Here is an 18,440-nt window from a genome sequence, read left to right on the forward strand (position 1 = left end):
TTGGCTATCTGATGGCCAGAATGGTGTCGAAAATGTCGGATGCTACCTGCATGACCTTTCCAGAGGCCTGAAAGGCCTGCTGGAATCGTACGAGGTTGACGGCTTCCTGATCGAGATCGACGCCCGCTTGCGCTGAAAGCGCGACCTTGGCCGTATCGGCAATGGCCTGAAGCGCCCCAAGCGTGACATTTCGGCCCGCGAGCGTTCCCGAGATGTCGAACAGGATGGCGTCCATCGTGCCAGCGGGATTGACCCCGGCGAGCGCCGACCGGATCGCGGCAAGGTTTGCGGCACTGCGGCTGCCGGGATCACTGCCTGCCGGCGCTGTGGCCAGTTTGCGCCCATCATCCACCACCAGTTCAAACGATGTGGCACTGTTGCCGGCAAAGATCGGCACACCGGCGGCACCATCCAGATCATCGCCACCTGTCTGGGCAGCGTTGAAATCGGTAACCAAGTCATCGACGAGTTGATCCACATCGGCCCGCAACTGCGCGCTCTTGGTCAGGGCCAGTTGCTGCCCCGCCAGCGATCCCGCGGAAAGCGCCAGCGGATTTGCGCCAACGCTGAAACTGATCGTGCCATCTGCTGCTGTTGCGATGGCCACGGTGGCGGCGTTGTTGCCAGTGACCAGATCTTCACCGCCGGTGCCGCCGATCTTGACCTGCACTTGCCCGTCTGCGCCGAACGTGGTGGCGATATTCGCAAAGCCGCTGAGGTCTTCGAGCAGCTTGTCGCGCTGATCGAGCAGCGCGGTCTGATCGCTGGTCGCATCGGAGGCGCGGGCAAGGCGGCTGTTGGTGCGTGCCAGTTCCTGCGCAAGGCGGTTTATTTGCGTTACGCCATCGGTCGCCTGGAAACGCAGGCCTTCGCCAGCCGCTGCCATTTCCTGCCCGGCGATGTTGAAAGTGCTGACCATCGTGCGCGCTTTTTCGATCACCGAGGCGCGCAACGAGGTGTCGACCGGATCTTGCGTCAGCCGCTGCAGCGACGATTCAAAATCAACGATGGCTTCGTAGACGCCCGATTGTTCGATGGCGGATTCAATGTTGGCAAGGCCCGCCACTTCGGCACTGCCGCGGGCAACATCCGATCCAGTGCGGCGCACTTCGGCTTGGCGAAAGGCATCGGCATTGCGCACGATGCCATCCAGCCGCACGCCCGAAAGCGACAGATCGCCAATGCGGTTTGCGCCGCCGGACTGCGCTACTTCGACAAAGTTGGCAGAGCGGCGGACATAGCCTTCGGACGAGGCATTGGCGATGTTCTGCGCGGTCAGGTCCAGCCCGATCTTGGCAGCCCGAACGCCGCTGCGGGCAATGGCGAGGAGGTCTGATCCCATGGCTTATTTTGCCTCCGTCGCTGGGGTTGCAGCAGTTGCCGGAAGCAGCGCGGCAAGGTGCCGTTCGATTTGCGCGGCAAGGCCCAGCGCGCCTGATTGCGAGGCGATTTCGGCAAAGCGTTCATCGCGCATCTGCACGAATGTTTCGTCCATCTTGCCGAACACGTCATCGCCGCCGAAATCGACTGAGCGGGCCGCTGCCAGCATCTGGCGCAGGAAAATCGCCTCAAACTGCTTTGCGGCACCGGCCAGCTTTTCGCGGTCGGTCGCGGCGGCAGGCGTGAGCGAGAGCGCGGTGGATGAGGTGGAGGAAATCGCGGTCATATCACCACCATCTCGGCTTTGAGCGCGCCTGCTTGCTTGAGCGCTTCGAGGATTGCCACGAGGTCTGACGGGCTGGTGCCCAGCTTGTTCAGCGCATCGACCAGCGAGGACAGCGATGCGCCGGGTTTGAACAGCGCGACTTTGGCGTCCTTTTCTTCGACTTTGATGTCGCTGCTGGGTGTGATCGCGGTCTGGCCCCGGCTGAAGGGGGCGGGCTGCGAGACTTGCGGCTTTTCGTCGATCTTCACGACCAGGCGGCCATGGCTGATCGCAGCAGGCGCAAGGCGCACCGCGCTGTTGATCACCACGGTGCCGGTGCGGCTGTTGACGATCACGCGGGCCGGGGTTTCGGCAGGCGTGATGTCGAGCATTTCGATGGCGGCCATCGTGGTGGCGCGGGCATCGGCTCCTGCGGGCAGGCGCAAGGCCAGCGTTGCGCCATCCTCGATCATGGCGGACTGCGGGAAGCGCTGGTTGATCGCATCGCGCACGCGCTGGATCGTCAGGAAATCGGCGTCAAACAGGTTCCAGCGCAGCACTTCGCCGCTGTCGAACCCGGTGGCGACCGCGCGTTCAACGCTGGCCCCTTCGGCAATGCGGCCAACGGTGGGGATATTGACGGTAAGCTGCGAGCCATCGCGCGCGGCAATGCCAAGGCCGCCGACGGCAAGATTGCCCTGCGCCATCGCATAGATCTGGCCGTCCGCTCCGTAAAGCGGGGCCATGATCAGCGCGCCACCGCGCAACGATTTGGCACGGCCGATGGTCGATACGGTTACATCGATACGCTGGCCGGGTTTGGCAAAGGCGGGCAGTTCTGCGGTGACGAGCACGGCAGCAGCGTTCTTGAGCGGGGGGCTGATGCCTTGGGGCAACTGCACACCCAGCCTTCCGGCGGTGCCGCGCATCGCCTGCGTCAGGTATTCAAGATTGTCATCCCCGGTGCCCGCAAGGCCCACTACGATGCCATAGCCGGTGAGCTGGTTGGCGCGCACGCCCTGAAACTCGCCCAGATCGCGCACGCGCTCAGCCAGTGCCGGGGTGGGCAGGAGGGCCGAAAGGGCCAGCAGCAGGGGAAGGGCAAAGCGGAACATGATCATGTGCACTCGTCAGAACGGCGAAATGGCGTTGAAGAACCGGCTGAGCCAGCCTTCGCGGCTGGCGCGGCCGACCGATCCGTTGCCGGCGTATTCGACGCGCGCATCGGCAACCTGCGTGGACAGGACGCGGTTTTCCTGATCGACATCGCCAAGGCGCACGATGCCGGAAAACTGCACCCATTCCTGACCCTGGCTTAACACCATGCGCTTTTCCCCGCGGACAAACGCGGTGCCATTGGCCCGCACTTCGACGATCGTCACGCCCACTTCGCCGGTCAGCAAACTGGTTTGCGTGGCATTGCCCTGCCCATTGAACGACGATCCGCCCGAAGCATTAAGGGCATTGGGATTGAGGAACGACAACGGCCCGGCGGTGGGTGGGACCACATTGAACTGGCCCTGCTTTTGCGTCTGGGCTCTGGCAGTCTTGGCGGTGGTCATGTTTTCGACCAGCATCACGCGCAAGGTATCGCCCACGGCATGGGCGCGGCGGCCTTCGACAAAGCCGATGTAGCCGGTGTTGACGTTGAAGATCGATCCGGCGGTGGGTGCAGTGGGCAGGGCTGGGACCGGCGGGGCCACGGCAGGTTCGAAGCCCGGCTTGGGCTTTGCGGCCGATGCCGGATCGACCAGCCATGTAAGGACTGCTGCGATAATTGCGCCGGTCAGCAGCCCGCGCGGGGTGCGCGCACGGGGGATGGGCGCGGGCTTGCGGGTCAGCGTGAAGTGGCGCTCGAACGGGGTTTCCATCGGGGTTTCCATCAGGTTCACAGCTTTTGTCAGGTTCACAGCTTTTGCCAGGTTCACAGGGTCTGGTTCGCGTTCTGGAGCATTTCATCGACCGCCGAGATCATCTTGGAATTGATCTCGTAGGCGCGCTGGGTCTCGATCATGTCGACTAGCTCCTCCACCACGTTGACGTTGGAGGCTTCGAGAAAGCCCTGGCGGATATTGCCGCGCCCCAGCTCACCCGGAGCGCCGACTTGCGCTGCGCCCGATGCGGCGGTTTCTACCAGAAAGTTGTCGCCCCGCGATTGCAGGCCGCCGGGATTGGCAAAGCTGGCGATGGTAATCTGGCCAAGGCCTGCCGGTTCGGTCTGGCCCGCGACGGTGGCCGAAACGGTGCCATCTTGCGAAATGCTGATCGCGCTGGCGCCTTCGGGAATGGTGATGGCCGGGTTCAGTGCATAGCCCTGGGCCGTCACAAGCAGGCCTTCGGCAGAGCGCGAGAAATTGCCCGCGCGGGTATAGGCCAGCTGGCCGCCGGGCAGCGTCACCTGAAAATAGCCATCGCCATCCAGCGCCAGATCAAGCGCGTTGCCGGTGGTCTGCAGCGAGCCTTGCGTATCAATGCGCGTGGTGGCCTGCACGCCCACGCCGGTGCCGAGGTTCAGCCCGGTGGCAAAGGCGGTTTCGTTTGAAGACTGCTGCCCTGCCACGCGCGCATCCTGATAGGCGAGCGTGGCAAAGTTCGCGCGGTCGCGCTTGAAGCCGGTGGTGCCGACGTTGGCCAGATTGTTGGCAATCACGCGCATGCGCGTGTCCTGCGCTTCAAGGCCGGTACGGGCGACGTGGAGGGCGGAGCTGGGCATCGGGACTTACCTTTCAAATTCAGGAAATGCGCATCAGACTGGCGCTGGATTCATCAATCTCGCGCGCCTGGCTGACGACTTTGGTGCGCATGTCGAACAGGCGCTGAGCTTCGACCATTTCCACCAGCACGCGCGTGGGATCGACATTGGACTGTTCAAGGCTGCCGACGGCGAGCCTCGCGTCTTCGTCCTGCGGGAGGACGCCGCCGTCTTGCGCGCTCACTCGGAACAGGCCGTCGAGGCCCTTGTCGATCCGGGTGCCCACGGTGGAGGCGATTTTGATGCGCCCGACCAGCTGAGGCGGCGCGTCGGGTGTCTCGGGATTGGCGACGCTGACGCCGCCGTCGGGGGAAATCGTGACCTTGGAACCCAATGGAACTGTGATCGGGCCGGTTTCGCCGATGACCGGGCGGCCCTCGCCGTTCTGCAGAACGCCGCCTGCGCTGACTGCCAGATCTCCGCGCCGGGTATAGACCTCGGTGCCGTCGTCTGCCTGCACGCTCAGCATGGTGTCGCCGGTGAGCGCCACATCGAGCGGTTTGCCGGTGGCGATCAGTGTGCCCTGCTTCATCGATGCGCCGCGCACTTCGCCTTCGGTCATCGCGCGCGCTTCCAGGCTGGGGCCTTTGAGCGTCATCGGCGTGGCGTTGAGCAGTTCGGCGCGAAAGCCGATGGTCTGCGCATTGGCCATATTGCTGGCGATGACGCGCTGGCGCACGGTCGATCCGACCATGCCAGAATAGGCGGTGAAGATCAGGCGATCCATCGATCAGGCTCCGTGTGCAAAAGCCATCAGGTGCGCAGCTGGATCACGGTCTGGGTGATCTGCGTGGACGTATCGATCGCCTTGGCGTTGGCCTGAAAATTGCGCTGCGCGGTGATCAAGCTGACCAGTTCTTCGGCGATGTCGACGTTCGAGCGCTCCACGGCGCCAGACAGGAGCGAGCCATATTGGCCCGTGCCCGGCTGGCCATAAGATGGCGTGCCGGAAAGGCCCGTGGTGACCCAGTTGGACGAACCGATCTGCTTCAGGCCCTGTGGCGCGATAAAACTGGCAAGGACGACTTTGCCGACCGACAGGTTTGACCCATCGGCATACGTTGCAATCACCGATCCATCACCGCCCACGGTGATGCCAGCAAATTCAATCGGATTGCCGGCTGCATCAACGCCGTTGCTGGCGGGAATCTGGGCATCGGTGGGTGTGGTCGACGTGATTGCGCCGGTTGCGTCGGTGGGGAACACCTGCAGGCGATTGTTGGAGCCATCGGTGATGAAGCCTGCGCCATCGACGGTCATGCCGCCATTGCGTGTATAGAGCAGCTGGCTGGTGATCACGTTGCGCGTGGTGAAGAAGCCATCGCCGCCAATCGCCATGTCGAGCGCGGAGCCGGTTTGCTCGACCGGGCCGAGCGAAAAGTTCTGCGCGATGCTCTCCACCGTTGCGCCAACGCCAACGATCATCCTTGGGTTCGTAAAGGCGCTGCCGACGACAATATCAGCAAATTCGGTGCGGCTCTTCTTGAAACCATTGGTTTCGGCGTTGGCGATGTTGTGGCTGATCACGCCAAGATCGGTCTGGGCGTTCTTGAGGCCGTTCAGGGATGTGTAAAAGGACATGTGCGTCTCCTGTGGGGATTATCAGGCGGTTGTTGCGGACTGCTGCGCGAGCAGTTGCGCGACCGAGCTGTTGAGCGTGTCGAGTTTGGTCGCGATGGCCGAAAGCGTCTGGGACTGTTCGTCGGTGCCGCTCACCGAATCCTTGATGTCGTTGAGGTTGGACAGCGACGAGAACTGCGCGAGCTGCGCGAGCATCTGGGTGTTGTCGACCGGCTCGGTGGGGTCCTGGTTCTGCAGCTGCGTGGTGAGCAGCTTGACGAAATCCTCGGCACCCATTGCGCCCCAGCCTTGCCCGGCTTTTGACGATGTTTGCGCGCCGTTGACGCCGGTGGTGGCGGTGACAGAAGCAATCGACATTATTTCATCCTCATCGTTTCGAGCATCAGTTGCTTGGCGGTCTGCATGGCTTCCACCACGTTCTGGTACTGGCGCGAGCTTTCGAGCATCTCGACCATCTCGGCGTTTTCATCGACCGGAGCGGCCCAGACATCGCCGTTTTCATCAGCCAGCGGATGGCCGGGATCGTGCTGGCGGATCGGCGTGGCATCAGACCGGATCACGCCGTTCACCTGCACAGTGGACAGGCCATTGGCCTGATCAAGCTGTTGGCCGAACACTGTGCGCAACGGGCGATAGGCCTCGGCCTCGGTAGCTGTCACGGTTCCGGCGTTGGCAAGGTTCGATGCAGCGGCGTTCATTCGCACGAGCTGGGCCGACATGGCGCGGCCGGTGACTTGGAACAGAGTGAGGGGGCTGCTGGCGGGCATCGCTTATTCGCCCTTGATCGCGCGGGTGATCGTTTCGACCCGGCCCTTGAGGAAGCTGAGCGTAGCTGAATAGCCGACCGCATTTTCGGCAAAGGCGGTCTGTTCTGTGGCCATTTCCACCGTGTTGCCATCAAGGCTGGGCATAACCGGCACGCGATAGCGCGTGGCACCATCCACGGCCTTGTCGGCGCTGGCCCCGGCGGTGCGTGCTTTCAGTGCAGCGCCAAAATCGATGTCCTTGGCCTTGTATCCGGGCGTGGCCGCATTGGCGATGTTGGACGTGAGCAGGCCCATACGCTGCGAACGCAGTTCCAGCGCGGTGCCGTGAATGCCGAACAGGGTCTCGCTCATACACTATGCCTTCATTGGCTGACGGATTGCTGTCGATGTTTCAGCAAAGGCCGTGCCAATTGCCCGAATGCGGGGATTTTCAGCGAAAGAGCGGGATTAGGCGGCAAAGTCCTGCCGGGTGGCGGCAAATTGCAGGCGGCAGGCTGAAACTTTGGCATGCGCCGCCGTTCTGTGGGCCTGAGGAGCTTTTCGGCACATGGCATTCGACCCCCTGATCGACGGGCTTTCCGCAACCATTGTGCTGGGCGGGACGGCGCTGGCCACCGTGCTGCGATCAGGGCCAAAGGAACTTTTGCAGACAGCGCGCGCGCTGGGCGGCCTGTTTCACCCACGATTTTCGGCTGAACAGGCCAAGGCCGATCTTGCCGGCCAAGTGAATGCCATCCGCAACGACGGTGTCCTGCGAGCCAACCCGCGCGCCATAGGCGACCGTGAATTCGACGACGCGACCGATGCCATGATCCGCGCGCGCTCTATCGATCCACTGGTCGAGCGCCATCATGTGCATCGCCGCAATCGCATGGCGCAGGCCAATGTAGCAGTGCGAACCCTGGCACAGTCCGCAGAACTGGGGCCGGTGTTCGGCATGGTCGGCACGCTGGTTTCGCTCAGCCGCCTGCCTGCAGCCGGGCTTGATCCGGCGGCGCTCAATGGCGCAATTTCGATGGCGGTGGTTACCACGCTTTACGGTTTATTGCTTGCCAATCTCCTGCTGGCACCACTGGCCCGGGCGATAGAGCGGCAGGCGCAGGCTGAGGAACAGGCGCGGCAGGACGTGATTGACTGGCTGGCCGTTCAACTGGAACCGGCCATGCCGCATCTGCCTTTGCAGCGCGAACATGGCGTGCGTAGCGTGCGTGCAGCCGCTGCGGCGCGCGAAAGGCAGTCTGCATGATCATCCGTGCGGGCTCTGGCTGGCAATATGCGCTGGCCGATCTGTCGCTCATCCTGTTTCTGGCAACGGCCTCGGCGCTTTCGCTGACAGGCAAGCGTGAGCCGTCGGTCGCCCCCCCCGCGTCTGCACCATCCGCTGTTGCAGCTGCGCTGGACAGCGATCCTGTGGCGGTGTGGAGCGCAGGCGCAGACGCGCCACCATTGGCCAGTTGGCTGGCGCAGGCTGGCAAGGATCCCCGGCTGGAGGTGCGGATCGTGGTCCGCTACGCCGACGGCCAGCGTGAAGCGGCCATCGCTCAGGCGCTGCAACTGGCGCAAACGGGGGGTGCCCGGGCAAAGCAGGCGCGCATTCTGGTGGAGCCGGGTGATCGCACCGGGGCGAGTGTATCGCTGACCTACGCATCCGAACGGGCGGTGTCCGAGCCGATGCCATTGGCACGATGATTGCTGTGCAGATGTGTGAAGCCAACATCTGGATACAGACCAATGCGCAAGATCGCCCTGACGCTAACCCTGTCCCTGCTTACCGCGTCACCCGCGATGGCGCAGCCGCCCGGCTATCATGATCTGACGACGGTAGACGCAGCTGTAGCCGCCTTTACCGGTGCGGGCGCGGGGCTGCCCGGTGGGGCGGTGATGCCGGTGGACCGGCGTTTGCGGCTGGCGCCGTGTTATTCGCCGCTGGTGGCATCGTGGTATGGCAATGGCCAGGACAACGTGATGGTGCGCTGCCCCGATCCGGGCGGCTGGCGGTTGTTCGTGGCCACATCCGGCAACCCCCGGCAGGAATCTGCCGCCCCGCCTGCTGTGGCACGAGGGGAGGCTGTAACTATTGCTGTGGCTGGCGATGGCTTTGCCGTTTCGCAACCCGGCGAAGCGATGGAAGCAGGCCCGGTTGGCGCATGGATCCGTGTGCGCACCAGCGCCAAGGCTGTGCCGATTCGCGCCAGGATTGAACGCCCCGGATTGGTGATCGTGCCGATTGAGTGACAAATCTTGCCGGGATAATTTTAACAAACCGGCAAAAATTTTCCGCTTTGCCCCTTAAAAGACCTTCTTGGCATCCGTTCTGCCTCTCATGAAACGCGAGGAGCGGAACCATGTCACCTATTGAAATCGGTGCAATGCGCCCGGTTGGGCCGGTGCAGGTCAATAACGCGCGCACCGCTACGACTGCTACTGGCAAGACTGCTACTGGCGCGCCGGTTGCATCTGTAGACGGCGCTGCCGCAACCGCTGCGAGCAACGCCGCTGCGGCTCAGGTCGAACGGTCAAATGCGCTTGATGCCGGACAGGCAGCTCCTGTCGATTTCGAGCGCGTCAAGGTTATCCGTCAGGCCATTGAGAAAGGCAGTTACCCTGTGATCCCGACCAAGATCGCAGATGCCATGATCGCTGCCCAGATGCTGCTGAGGACGCACCAGTAATGACGATTACAACCATTGCAGCCACAGGCACCGCACCCACTGGCACCGGCGGCAGCCTGACCGACGTTCGTGATACGCTACGGCAGATGCTTGCCGTGCTGCAGCAGGAACGGCATGCGCTTGCCGGGATGGATCTGGACATGATCATGGGCTGCGCTTCGAACAAGGCCAGCCTGTGTGGCACCTTGGCCGATGTCGATCCAGCGCTAGTGGACGAGGAGTGCCGGGGGCTGCTGGATGCCGCCCGCCGCCTGAACGAAGCCAACCGCAAGGTGCGCAATCTGATTGCGGCCAATGTCTCGGCAAGGCTTGATGCGTTGACCGGCAATGCGCAGCTTTACCGGGCCAACAGCGCGCAGATTTACCGATTGCGCAGCGCCTGATCTCAATTTGGCACGGGGCTTGCTGAAGCCCTTCCGCAATGCCGCAAAGTAGCGGCTGGAAGGGCAGACTTGTGAGTTCACCGCAGATTTCCGCATACCCATTCGCCCCGGCCGCAACCAGCGGTGCCGGGGCGGATGTGCGTGTCGCGATTGCCGGGGCAGCGCAGGCGACCGGCACCGACTTTGCCTATTTGATGGCGCAGGCGAAGCTGGAATCGAGCCTCGATCCTGCGGCCAAGGCGCGCACATCCAGCGCCAGCGGTCTGTACCAGTTTACCACGCAAACCTGGCTGCGCACGCTGGACAAGCATGGCGCCAAGCACGGGCTGGGCTGGGCGGCGGACCTGATCGAAGGCGGCACGGTGCGTGATCCGGCGGCGCGGGCGCAATTGCTGGCACTACGCTTCGATCCGCAGATCGCCTCGGTCATGGCGGGCGAGCTGGCGGGTGATAACGGTGAGCATCTGAGCGGTGTGCTGGGCCGTGCGCCTGATCATGCCGAGCTTTATCTGGCGCATTTCTTTGGTGCCGAAGGGGCGGGAAGGTTTCTGTCCGCACTGGCCAGTGATCCTTCGCAAAGTGCCGCTGGCATCCTGCCTGCCGCAGCAGCAGCGAACCAGTCTACTTTCTACGATGCCGATGGCGCGCGTTCGGTGGGCGAAGTTATGGAGCTGATCCGCGCGCGGATGGCGCGGGCCAGCGATGGCGCTGGGGGCGAGGAGGCCTTGCAGTGGGCCGCCAGTATGGGCGTGACGCCTGCCACTGGTGTTGCACCGCCGCAGTTTTCCGGCGGTCCTATTGCCCGCGAGTTTCAAGGCGCAGCAATAGCCAGCGGCAATCCGCTGCCGCCTAGTTTGATGCCATCGGGCGGCAATTCAATGGCCGACACTTTGCGCCAGACGTTCGCGCTCAACGAAGGCGGCTCTGCGCCTGCGCACGTCAAACAGGCCTATGGCCGCCTTTCGGCGCTGGGGCTTTAAGCGATGCTCAAGCGCCTTGGTTCTCCCGCTGCCTTTGCCTTGCCCGGCGGCATCCTCACGCTGATCGTGCTGATGGTGGTGCCGATCCCGGCGGTGCTGCTCGACGTGTTCTTCGTGCTCAACATCGCGCTGTCGGTGGCGATTTTGATGGCGGCGATGAATGCGGAAAAGCCGCTCGATTTCTCGTCATTCCCTTCGGTGCTGCTGTTTGCCACGCTGCTGCGGCTGGCCTTGAACGTGGCCTCCACGCGCATCGTGCTGGTCAACGGGCACGAAGGTGGCGCGGCGGCGGGCCATGTGATCGAGGCATTCGGTGCGTTCCTGATCGGCGGCAACTTTGTGGTCGGCCTGTTCGTGTTCATGATCCTGATGATCATCAATATGGTGGTGGTCACCAAGGGTGCGGGCCGCGTTTCGGAAGTTTCGGCGCGTTTCACCCTTGATGCCTTGCCGGGCAAGCAGATGGCGATTGACGCCGATCTGGCCGCAGGGCTGCTGACCGGCGACGAGGCCAAGGCGCGCCGCCGCGAAGTGGCGACCGAGGCCGACTTTTACGGATCGATGGATGGTTCGTCCAAGTTCGTGAAGGGCGATGCGATTGCCGCCCTGCTGATCCTTGGCGTGAATATCATCGCAGGCTTTTGCCTTGGCATGATTACCCATGGCCTCACCGCTTCACAGGCGGCCGAGTTCTATATCACGCTGGCCATTGGCGATGCGCTGGTGGCGCAAGTGCCATCGCTGCTCCTGTCCATCGCGGCGGCGACCATCGTGACCCGCGTGTCCGATGCCCGCAACCTGACCGACCAGATCAGCGGGCAGTTTGCCAATCCGGCCATCTGGCTGCCGGTGGCGATCATCATGGGGGCCATCGGTGTGATCCCGGCCATGCCGCAGATGATCTTCCTGCCTGCAGCGGGGCTTTCCGGGTGGCTGTGGTGGACGCTGAAGAAGCGCTCAGATCGGCCCGTGCCGGTGGTGGTTGAGCCTGTCGAAGCCATCGATCCTGCCCGGATCCTGCTCGAAGATGTCAGCGATCATACGCTGGTCACGGTCGAGATGGGCTATGGTCTGGTGCATCTGGTGGACGAGCGGCGCGGATCACCGCTGGTGGCGCGGATCACCGGAGTGCGCAAGCAGCTGAGCCAGAGCTTCGGCTTTATCGTGCCGCAGTTCCGGGTGCGCGATTCGCTGGAGCTTGCGCCCAATTCCTATCGCGTGCTGCTGGGCGGCGTGCCGATTGCGCTGGGCGACATGCGGCCTGAGAAGATTCTGGCCATCGATGCAGGCGAGGCCAGCCCCGATCACGGTTTGCGTGGTGAACGCACCGTCGATCCCAGCTTTGGCTGCCCCGCGATTTGGATTGATCCTGCGCAGCGCGATCTGGCGATTGCCGAAGGATTCCTGACGGTCGATGCCAGCACGGTCATCGCCACGCACCTCAATCAGGTGCTGGGTGACCGGCCATCGGCGCTGCTTGGGCCGGACGAGGTCAAGGCGATCATCGAAGGCGTGAAGGACCGCTCGGCGGGCCTGGTCGATACGATCCACCCGCAGCCGCTGTCCTTGGGCGCGCTGACCCGCCTGTTCCACGCGCTGCTTGATGACGGTATTTCCATCGCTCACCCGCTGCCGATCCTCTCGGCCCTCAGCCAGGCCTTGCAGCAGACCACCGATCACGAACGGCTGGTTGATCTGCTCCGTGCCGATCTTGGCAGCATGATCGTGGGCCGCATTTGCGGGCCGAACGATCGCTTGCCCGTGGTCACGTTGGAAGCGGGGCTTGAGCAGATGATCGTATCGGGGATGCACGATCCGGCCACCGGACAGCCGGTGATCGAACCCGATCTGGCGCGCGGGATTGGCGAGCGGGTGTCTGACCTCATTGCCGAACGCGGCCCTGCCGCCCCGCCGATTGCGCTGATCGTGCAGCCGCGCGCGCGCCGTCCGCTCGCCAGCCTGCTGCGCCTGCGTGCGCCCAACTGTCTGGTGCTGTCCATTGCCGAACTGCCGCCTGCGCAGCCGATCGAGGTGATCTCGGTTATCGGAGGCGAGGCTCCCCAGTCAGCTCAAACCACACCCCCCCATGAAGAGCAGCCGACCCTTGAGGGAATTGCCGCATGAAACATGACCACCGCGGTTTTGCCGCCGCACGTGCCTATAAGAAAGACGAGACATCCGACCGCATCCGGCGCTTTTTGCCTATGGTGAAACGGCTGGCGTGGCATGTCCACGGATCGGGCCGGTCCGGGATCGAGATCGAGGATCTGGTGCAGGCAGGGCTTGTGGCCTTGACCGAATGTTCGCAGCGGCATGATGGGCCGACCGAGGATGGCTTCGCCGCCTATGCCAAGCTGCGCGTGCGCGGGGCGATGGTGGATCTGGTGCGCCGGTCCACGCCGCTGTCCCGCTCTGCCACTGAGCGGCGGCGGGTGTTGCGCGAAAAGACATCGGTCCTGACCAATGAATTGGGCCGTCCGCCCAGCGATGCCGAACTGGCCGCAGCCGTGGGCCTGACCGAACGGGAGCTGGCGGACCAGAAAGCAGCGGACGAGCCGATGCGCTTCGAAGCCATCGACGATGCCTATTCCGACAGCAACGCCGCCTTTGCCGACGACCGGCCCGACAGCTTTGCCCTGCTGGCCGATGAGGAAATGCGTGCTTCGGTCGTGGCTGCGATTACCGATCTGCCCGAACGCCTGCAGATGATCATCCAGCTTTACTTTGTTGAAGAGCTCAACCTTGCCGAAATCGCCGAAGTGCTGGGCGTGAGCATCCCGCGCGTGCATCAGTTGAAAGCGCAAGCGCTCGACAAGCTGCGCAGCGCATTGGGTGAGGGGTACGAAATCCTGTAGGCTGGCAGATCAGGAAGCGTGTTCGCCGGTCAGGATCGGATCGCCGATGGTCATCTTGCGGCCATCGGTGATGATCACCTTGTCACCCAGCTTGGCCAGCTTGAACAGGTTCTGGGCAAATTCGTCGGGCACGCCGACGCAGCCGTTGGTGGCATAGCCCTTTTCCACCTTGCTGCCGTGGATCGCCACGCCATCGTTGGTCAGGCGCATCATGTACGGCATCGGCGCGTCATAAATGTTCGAGATATGATCGGCGTCTTTCTGGGTGATCGGGAACACGCCGGTCGGCGTCGGCTTTTCGCCATAGCCCTTGAGAATCGCGGCAGCGCCGATTTCGTGTCCATCACGGAAGACCGAAATGACGCGCGCGGTCAGGTCTACCGTCACCACCAGCGGGCCGGTGGCAGGGGCGCGGGTTTCGTCCCAATAGAATTTGCCGAACTTTATCGGCTCATTGATCGGCAGGATCGATTTGACCACAAAGGGACTGTCAGCTGGTTTGGGGGTAGCAACTGCTGGTGTTATCACCGCAGGGCTGGCGGGATTGGCAGGATCGGCCGCAGCAGTGATCAGCGGCGCGGCCTCGGCGATGCTGTTGCTGAACACGGTGCCCGCAATGTCCTGGCCTGCATGGAAAGCGAGCAGCGAGGCGGCGCCCGTGGCCAGCATGCCCAGCGGCATCCGCACCCAGCGATTGCTCAAAAGACCTGTCAGTTTCATCATCCGCCTGCTCCTTTCGCCTTAAGGAATAGGCATTAACGCAGGGCCTTACGAGTCCCGATCCGGCGGCGTCCCGCGCCGGGACGGGGCCATGCTCGCAGGTTACGAAACAAGGTTAACGCGCGGGAGAGCGAGCCCGCGCCAAAGCGCTTCGAGCGGCCCTTGCCGGTATCGCGCCAGCCACCAGCGTGGCCAGACAAGCATCGCGACCCAACCCAGCACAACAAACGCAGGCAGCCATGCTCTTGGCAATTCAGGCCCCGGTCCCCCAGTACCCAGGCCAACGCCCCAACCGCTGAAAATTGCGCCCATCAGCACCGTCGTGCCGATATAGTTGGTAAAGGCACAGCGCCCGGCTGCCGTCAGCCGCATGCCTATGGCGGTTGCCTGCATGTAGGGAAACGCCAGTACGACAGCCGCAGCATAACCGACTGCCATCAACAGATGCGGCATTGCCATGCCATGCTCGATTGCGGCAAACATTGCCCGCGGGGGCCAGCTGCGGGCCATCAGCCAATGCAGAGCCAGCGCAGTGGGAACAAGGCCAATGCCAATTCCCGATAGGGCGACCAGCCCAAGGCTGCGCTTCGTCCATTGCGAAAACATGCCGATCCGCAACAGCGCCATGCCGATCAGCATCAACGGCAGCGTTTCTGTGACGTTGGAGATCGCGCTGGTCAGCGGTTGCAGCGCAGACTGCGTAAGGCGCAGGCGGATCGCTTCAGCGAATCCGGCGTTCAGCACGGTATTGTCCTGCGCGGCCGATGCGGCGATGCGGTCCATCATCGTGGCCTGTTCGGCCATGTCTGCAGCCGGAGCGGTCCCTGCCAGCACGGCCTGTTCGGTGAAGACGCCGGGCAGATCGAGCATGGCTTCGAGGCCTTGTGCCAGCACATAAAACGGCACTGCCATCGCCAGCAAACGTCGGGGCGACTGATGCAGAAACAGCAGCGCAACCAGCCCGCAGAGCGCATAGGCAAACAGAATATCGCCCCACCACAGTAGCGCGAAATGAAGATAGCCGAACAGCATCAGCCACAGCAGACGGCGCACCTGCGCCACGCCGGGATCAGTACCCTGCTGCTCCGCCGCCTTAGCAAACAGCACCATGCTGGCCCCGAACAGCAGCGTGAACAGCGCGCGCATCTTGCCTTCGAACAGCACGAACGACAGGGCAAACCAGCCGTCGGCTCCGGCTTCGGGATAGGGCAGGGCCGGGGAAAACACGGCCAGCGAAGGCCCCCAGAAGCCGGTGATATTGACCGCCAGAATGCCCAGCACGGCAAAGCCGCGCAGGAAATCCAGCGCTTCAATCCGGTTATGGGAGCGTTGCGGGTTTAAATCTTCGGCCAAGCCATCAGGGCTTTACCACCAGACAGGTGAATCCGCCAGACTTGAGCGCGCCACAAGCCTTTTCAGCCTCGGCCTGATTGCCATAGCCGCCTGCCAGCAAGCGAGTGACACCGCCAGATGGAAGGTCGATCCGGCTGTGTCCGGCAATTTCCGGTCGTCCCTTGATCTTGTTCCACAGGCCATCGGCATTGGCTTTTACCCCGAATGCCCCCAACTGGACGCGCCAGTTGCCACGGCCCGGTGTTGCCATGGGTGCAGGAGCGGTAGCAGGTGCTGCGACCTTGACTGGCACTGCAGCGACTTGTGGTTTGGGCGGTGCAGGCTTTGGCACCACGGGCAGGGTCTTGGGCTGTGTTACCGGTGCAGACGCCGCAGGCGCTGCTGCGCGGTTCGGCTTGGGTAGGGTGACAGGATTGGCAAAATCCGCTCCTGCCGTGATCACCGATGGGGGCATCTCGGCTCTTTCAAGCGCCCCACCCGATGCCGTCGCACGGATCGGAGCCGTAGGGGCAGCTTTGACACCAAGGTCTGCCGCTGCATACTGCTCGGTCCGCCGGGCTTGCGCTTTCTGTTCAAGTTCTGATGCCAGCGAGACGCCCATCTGGCGCTGTTCAAGCGGGATCATCCCGTCCATCGTGGCAAGGCCGCGCTTGGCCTGATCCAGCCCGGTGGATGCCGACCGGCTCATCAGTGCATAGGCGCGGACCCAATCCTTCCCCACCACATCGCCATTGAAGTGGGCAATACCCAGAATATACATGGCGCGCGGCTCACCCCGCTCGGCCGATGCTTGCAAAAAGGGCAGGGCATCGGTTTTGCGGTTATCCTGAAACAGCAGCAGTCCCAGAGTGTCCGAAGCCTTGATGTGTCCTTGGGCGGCCGCCTTGCGATACCACGCTTCTGCGCGCTTCAGGTCTTGCGGCACACCTTTGCCCAGCTTGTAGGCCTGACCCATGTTGAACTGCGCATCGGCATCGCCATTGGCTGCAGGACCAAGCCATTCCTTGACCGCCGCCTCATGTTCCCCGCGTGACCAAGCGTCGACACCAGCTTTGACATCTGCATGGACCGGCATCGCCAGAACCAGCGCCGAAAGCGATAGTCCGAAAGCCATTGCGGTCGTCGTGGCTTGCTTCAAATCACCCATCTTTCAAATGCCCGTCATGATTTAGCCAGTAATTCGTTTGCCGCTGTCCAGAAGGCGCTGCCAAACTGGCATGGTATGCCATCAGTGCTCTGCAAGCGCGGAACGATTTCGCGGGAATATAGTCAACAAGGCGTTAGCGAAGTCTTAGCGCAACTTCGTCCGCTCGTCTGCACCTTTACCCGGGTGGCACCACATCGGACAAGTTGGGGTGTTAACCAAAATTTCAGGCACGTCTGCCAAACCCCTTATCACGAGATTGCGTTTTTCAGGGGATTTGGTTTTGCGCGTACTGGCATTGGCATCGCAAAAAGGCGGCTCGGGCAAAACCACGTTGTCCGGTCATCTCGCTGTTCAGGCACAGCGGGCGGGCGCTGGCCCGGTGGTTCTGATCGATATCGATCCGCAAGGCTCGCTTTCCGATTGGTGGAACGAGCGTGAAGCCGAATTTCCAGCTTTTGCGCAAACCACAGTGTCGCGTCTGGCTACAGACCTGGTGATTCTGCGCCAGCAAGGGTTCAAGCTGGCCGTGATCGATACGCCGCCTGCCATCACGATGGCGATCCAGTCGGTCATTTCGGTTGCCGAACTGATCGTGGTACCAACGCGGCCGAGTCCTCATGATCTGCGCGCAGTGGGGGCTACAGTCGATCTTTGCGACCGCGCTGGCAAGCCGCTCATCTTCGTGGTCAATGCCGCCACACCCAAGGCCCGCATTACGGCCGAAGCTGCTGTGGCTCTGTCCCAGCATGGCACCGTTGCGCCTGTTACCCTGCACCATCGCACTGATTTTGCCGCATCGATGATCGATGGCCGTACGGTGATGGAAGTGGACCCCAACGGCAGGTCAGCGGCTGAAGTCACGGCGCTATGGACCTACATTTCCGAACGGCTGGAAAAGAACTTCCGCCGCACCGTTTTTGCCGTGCCGCAGCAGCAGGCCGCCGCCATGCCGATGGCCGGCGTGCCACGCCCGATGGGCGGCTTTGGCCGCCGCGTGGTCGGCTCTTGATCATGGGGCAGCCTGTGACAGGCCAATCGGTCAATGGGAGGCGCCTGTGATGAGCGCAGTAAAGCCATTCGCATCGCTATCGTCAGGCCTTTTGGCGCGCAAGGGCGGCGCTCGGCCAGCCATGCGCCCGCAACTGGCGCTGGATAACGATGATCAGCGTACATTGCTTGTTGGTAGCGGGCAGGCGGCTCCAGCAGCGGTTCTGGATCTTGATGATCTGGGCTGGAACGATCTGGGCGAGCCCGCTTTCGAGCCGCCGTTCGAGCAGAGTGAAAAGCCCGTTGTCGTGCAGCAGCAGGAGGCTTTGGCCGACGCTATTGCGCCATTCGAAGACGCGCCGCTGGCCTCACGCCGGATGAAAGGTGGCAAGGAAGTGCGATCGGCGCTGGCCGAAGGCCGCAAGGCCGCGTTCACGCTGCGGTTGGACAGTTACCGCCATTTGCGCTTGCGCCTTGCCTCTACGCTGACTGATCGCAGCGCCCAAGCGGTGGTTACCGAAGCGCTTGACCGCTTTCTTGCAGACATACCGGAAGTCGACGCGCTGGCCCGCCGTGTGGGCAGCGGGAACTGATCAGG

23 protein-coding genes are annotated in these 18,440 nt (G+C 62.9%); 10 read left to right on the forward strand and 13 right to left on the reverse strand.

The window, feature by feature from the left end; all coding sequences use genetic code 11:
- Positions 1–4: 4 nt before the first annotated feature.
- From flgK to flgB, 10 genes are read right to left on the reverse strand one after another with little or no spacing between them, the layout of a single operon-like run.
- Entirely contained in the window at positions 5–1,342 is a 1,338-nt protein-coding gene (gene flgK / locus AC2A1F_RS00270) for a flagellar hook-associated protein FlgK (RefSeq protein WP_484206786.1), read from the reverse strand.
- Positions 1,343–1,345: 3 nt separating this feature from the next.
- A complete protein-coding gene (locus AC2A1F_RS00275; RefSeq protein ID WP_484206787.1) occupies positions 1,346–1,666 on the reverse strand; it encodes a rod-binding protein in 321 nt (106 codons plus the stop codon).
- Positions 1,663–2,760, reverse strand: coding sequence for a flagellar basal body P-ring protein FlgI (locus tag AC2A1F_RS00280; protein WP_484208131.1), 1,098 nt, complete (start codon positions 2,758–2,760; stop codon positions 1,663–1,665). The genes AC2A1F_RS00275 and AC2A1F_RS00280 overlap by 4 nt, the downstream gene beginning before the upstream one ends.
- Positions 2,761–2,775: 15 nt before the next feature.
- On the reverse strand, positions 2,776–3,555 hold the full coding sequence (locus tag AC2A1F_RS00285) for a flagellar basal body L-ring protein FlgH (RefSeq protein WP_484206788.1): 780 nt from the start codon (positions 3,553–3,555) through the stop codon (positions 2,776–2,778).
- Positions 3,556–3,569: 14 nt separating this feature from the next.
- Entirely contained in the window at positions 3,570–4,358 is a 789-nt protein-coding gene (gene flgG, locus AC2A1F_RS00290) for a flagellar basal-body rod protein FlgG (RefSeq protein WP_484206789.1), read from the reverse strand.
- 19 nt (positions 4,359–4,377) lie between these two features.
- On the reverse strand, positions 4,378–5,124 hold the full coding sequence (locus AC2A1F_RS00295; RefSeq protein ID WP_484206790.1) for a flagellar basal body rod protein FlgF: 747 nt from the start codon (positions 5,122–5,124) through the stop codon (positions 4,378–4,380).
- Positions 5,125–5,150: 26 nt separating this feature from the next.
- Positions 5,151–5,978, reverse strand: coding sequence for a flagellar hook-basal body complex protein (locus AC2A1F_RS00300; RefSeq protein WP_484206791.1), 828 nt, complete (start codon positions 5,976–5,978; stop codon positions 5,151–5,153).
- Between the two features lie 21 nt (positions 5,979–5,999).
- On the reverse strand, positions 6,000–6,335 hold the full coding sequence (locus AC2A1F_RS00305) for a flagellar hook assembly protein FlgD (protein ID WP_484206792.1): 336 nt from the start codon (positions 6,333–6,335) through the stop codon (positions 6,000–6,002).
- Entirely contained in the window at positions 6,335–6,745 is a 411-nt protein-coding gene (gene flgC / locus AC2A1F_RS00310; RefSeq protein WP_484206793.1) for a flagellar basal body rod protein FlgC, read from the reverse strand. The genes AC2A1F_RS00305 and flgC overlap by 1 nt, the downstream gene beginning before the upstream one ends.
- A 3-nt stretch (positions 6,746–6,748) precedes the next feature.
- Entirely contained in the window at positions 6,749–7,096 is a 348-nt protein-coding gene (flgB, locus tag AC2A1F_RS00315; protein ID WP_484206794.1) for a flagellar basal body rod protein FlgB, read from the reverse strand.
- A gap of 196 nt (positions 7,097–7,292) precedes the next feature.
- On the opposite strand from flgB, the gene AC2A1F_RS00320 reads away from it, so the two are divergent.
- From AC2A1F_RS00320 to AC2A1F_RS00355, 8 genes are all read left to right on the forward strand, one after another.
- Positions 7,293–7,991, forward strand: coding sequence for a MotA/TolQ/ExbB proton channel family protein (locus tag AC2A1F_RS00320; RefSeq protein ID WP_484206795.1), 699 nt, complete (start codon positions 7,293–7,295; stop codon positions 7,989–7,991).
- Positions 7,988–8,434 (forward strand): hypothetical protein, encoded by a 447-nt coding sequence (locus AC2A1F_RS00325; RefSeq protein WP_484206796.1) that lies wholly within the window; start codon positions 7,988–7,990, stop codon positions 8,432–8,434. The genes AC2A1F_RS00320 and AC2A1F_RS00325 overlap by 4 nt, the downstream gene beginning before the upstream one ends.
- A 42-nt stretch (positions 8,435–8,476) precedes the next feature.
- Positions 8,477–8,980, forward strand: coding sequence for a flagella basal body P-ring formation protein FlgA (locus AC2A1F_RS00330; RefSeq protein WP_484206797.1), 504 nt, complete (start codon positions 8,477–8,479; stop codon positions 8,978–8,980).
- 110 nt (positions 8,981–9,090) lie between these two features.
- The gene (gene flgM, locus AC2A1F_RS00335; RefSeq protein WP_484206798.1) at positions 9,091–9,417 is read left to right on the forward strand and encodes a flagellar biosynthesis anti-sigma factor FlgM; all 327 of its coding nucleotides are present in this window, start codon (positions 9,091–9,093) and stop codon (positions 9,415–9,417) included.
- The gene (locus tag AC2A1F_RS00340) at positions 9,417–9,800 is read left to right on the forward strand and encodes a flagellar protein FlgN (protein WP_484206799.1); all 384 of its coding nucleotides are present in this window, start codon (positions 9,417–9,419) and stop codon (positions 9,798–9,800) included. Before flgM ends, AC2A1F_RS00340 begins: the two co-directional genes overlap by 1 nt.
- Before the next feature lie 71 nt (positions 9,801–9,871).
- Positions 9,872–10,780 carry a lytic transglycosylase domain-containing protein gene (locus tag AC2A1F_RS00345; RefSeq protein ID WP_484206800.1) on the forward strand — a complete coding sequence of 303 codons (909 nt, stop codon included), beginning with the start codon at positions 9,872–9,874 and terminating at the stop codon, positions 10,778–10,780.
- A gap of 3 nt (positions 10,781–10,783) precedes the next feature.
- Positions 10,784–12,904: a flagellar biosynthesis protein FlhA gene (locus AC2A1F_RS00350; protein WP_484206801.1), complete on the forward strand. Its 2,121-nt coding sequence runs from the start codon at positions 10,784–10,786 to the stop codon at positions 12,902–12,904.
- On the forward strand, positions 12,901–13,635 hold the full coding sequence (locus AC2A1F_RS00355; protein WP_484206802.1) for a sigma-70 family RNA polymerase sigma factor: 735 nt from the start codon (positions 12,901–12,903) through the stop codon (positions 13,633–13,635). Before AC2A1F_RS00350 ends, AC2A1F_RS00355 begins: the two co-directional genes overlap by 4 nt.
- A 9-nt stretch (positions 13,636–13,644) precedes the next feature.
- Here the strand turns inward: AC2A1F_RS00355 and AC2A1F_RS00360 are convergent, their stop codons facing one another.
- From AC2A1F_RS00360 to AC2A1F_RS00370, 3 genes are all read right to left on the reverse strand, one after another.
- Positions 13,645–14,358 (reverse strand): L,D-transpeptidase family protein, encoded by a 714-nt coding sequence (locus AC2A1F_RS00360; protein ID WP_484206803.1) that lies wholly within the window; start codon positions 14,356–14,358, stop codon positions 13,645–13,647.
- A gap of 99 nt (positions 14,359–14,457) precedes the next feature.
- Positions 14,458–15,708: a DUF418 domain-containing protein gene (locus tag AC2A1F_RS00365; RefSeq protein WP_484206804.1), complete on the reverse strand. Its 1,251-nt coding sequence runs from the start codon at positions 15,706–15,708 to the stop codon at positions 14,458–14,460.
- Positions 15,709–15,712: 4 nt separating this feature from the next.
- Entirely contained in the window at positions 15,713–16,855 is a 1,143-nt protein-coding gene (locus AC2A1F_RS00370) for an SPOR domain-containing protein (protein ID WP_484206805.1), read from the reverse strand.
- 280 nt (positions 16,856–17,135) lie between these two features.
- On the opposite strand from AC2A1F_RS00370, the gene AC2A1F_RS00375 reads away from it, so the two are divergent.
- The gene (locus tag AC2A1F_RS00375) at positions 17,136–17,864 is read left to right on the forward strand and encodes an AAA family ATPase (protein ID WP_484208132.1); all 729 of its coding nucleotides are present in this window, start codon (positions 17,136–17,138) and stop codon (positions 17,862–17,864) included.
- A 49-nt stretch (positions 17,865–17,913) separates the two neighbouring features.
- Positions 17,914–18,435, forward strand: coding sequence for a hypothetical protein (locus tag AC2A1F_RS00380; protein ID WP_484206806.1), 522 nt, complete (start codon positions 17,914–17,916; stop codon positions 18,433–18,435).
- Positions 18,436–18,440 lie beyond the last annotated feature (5 nt).

This window comes from Novosphingobium sp. HNCC26BN242 (assembly GCF_057180525.1).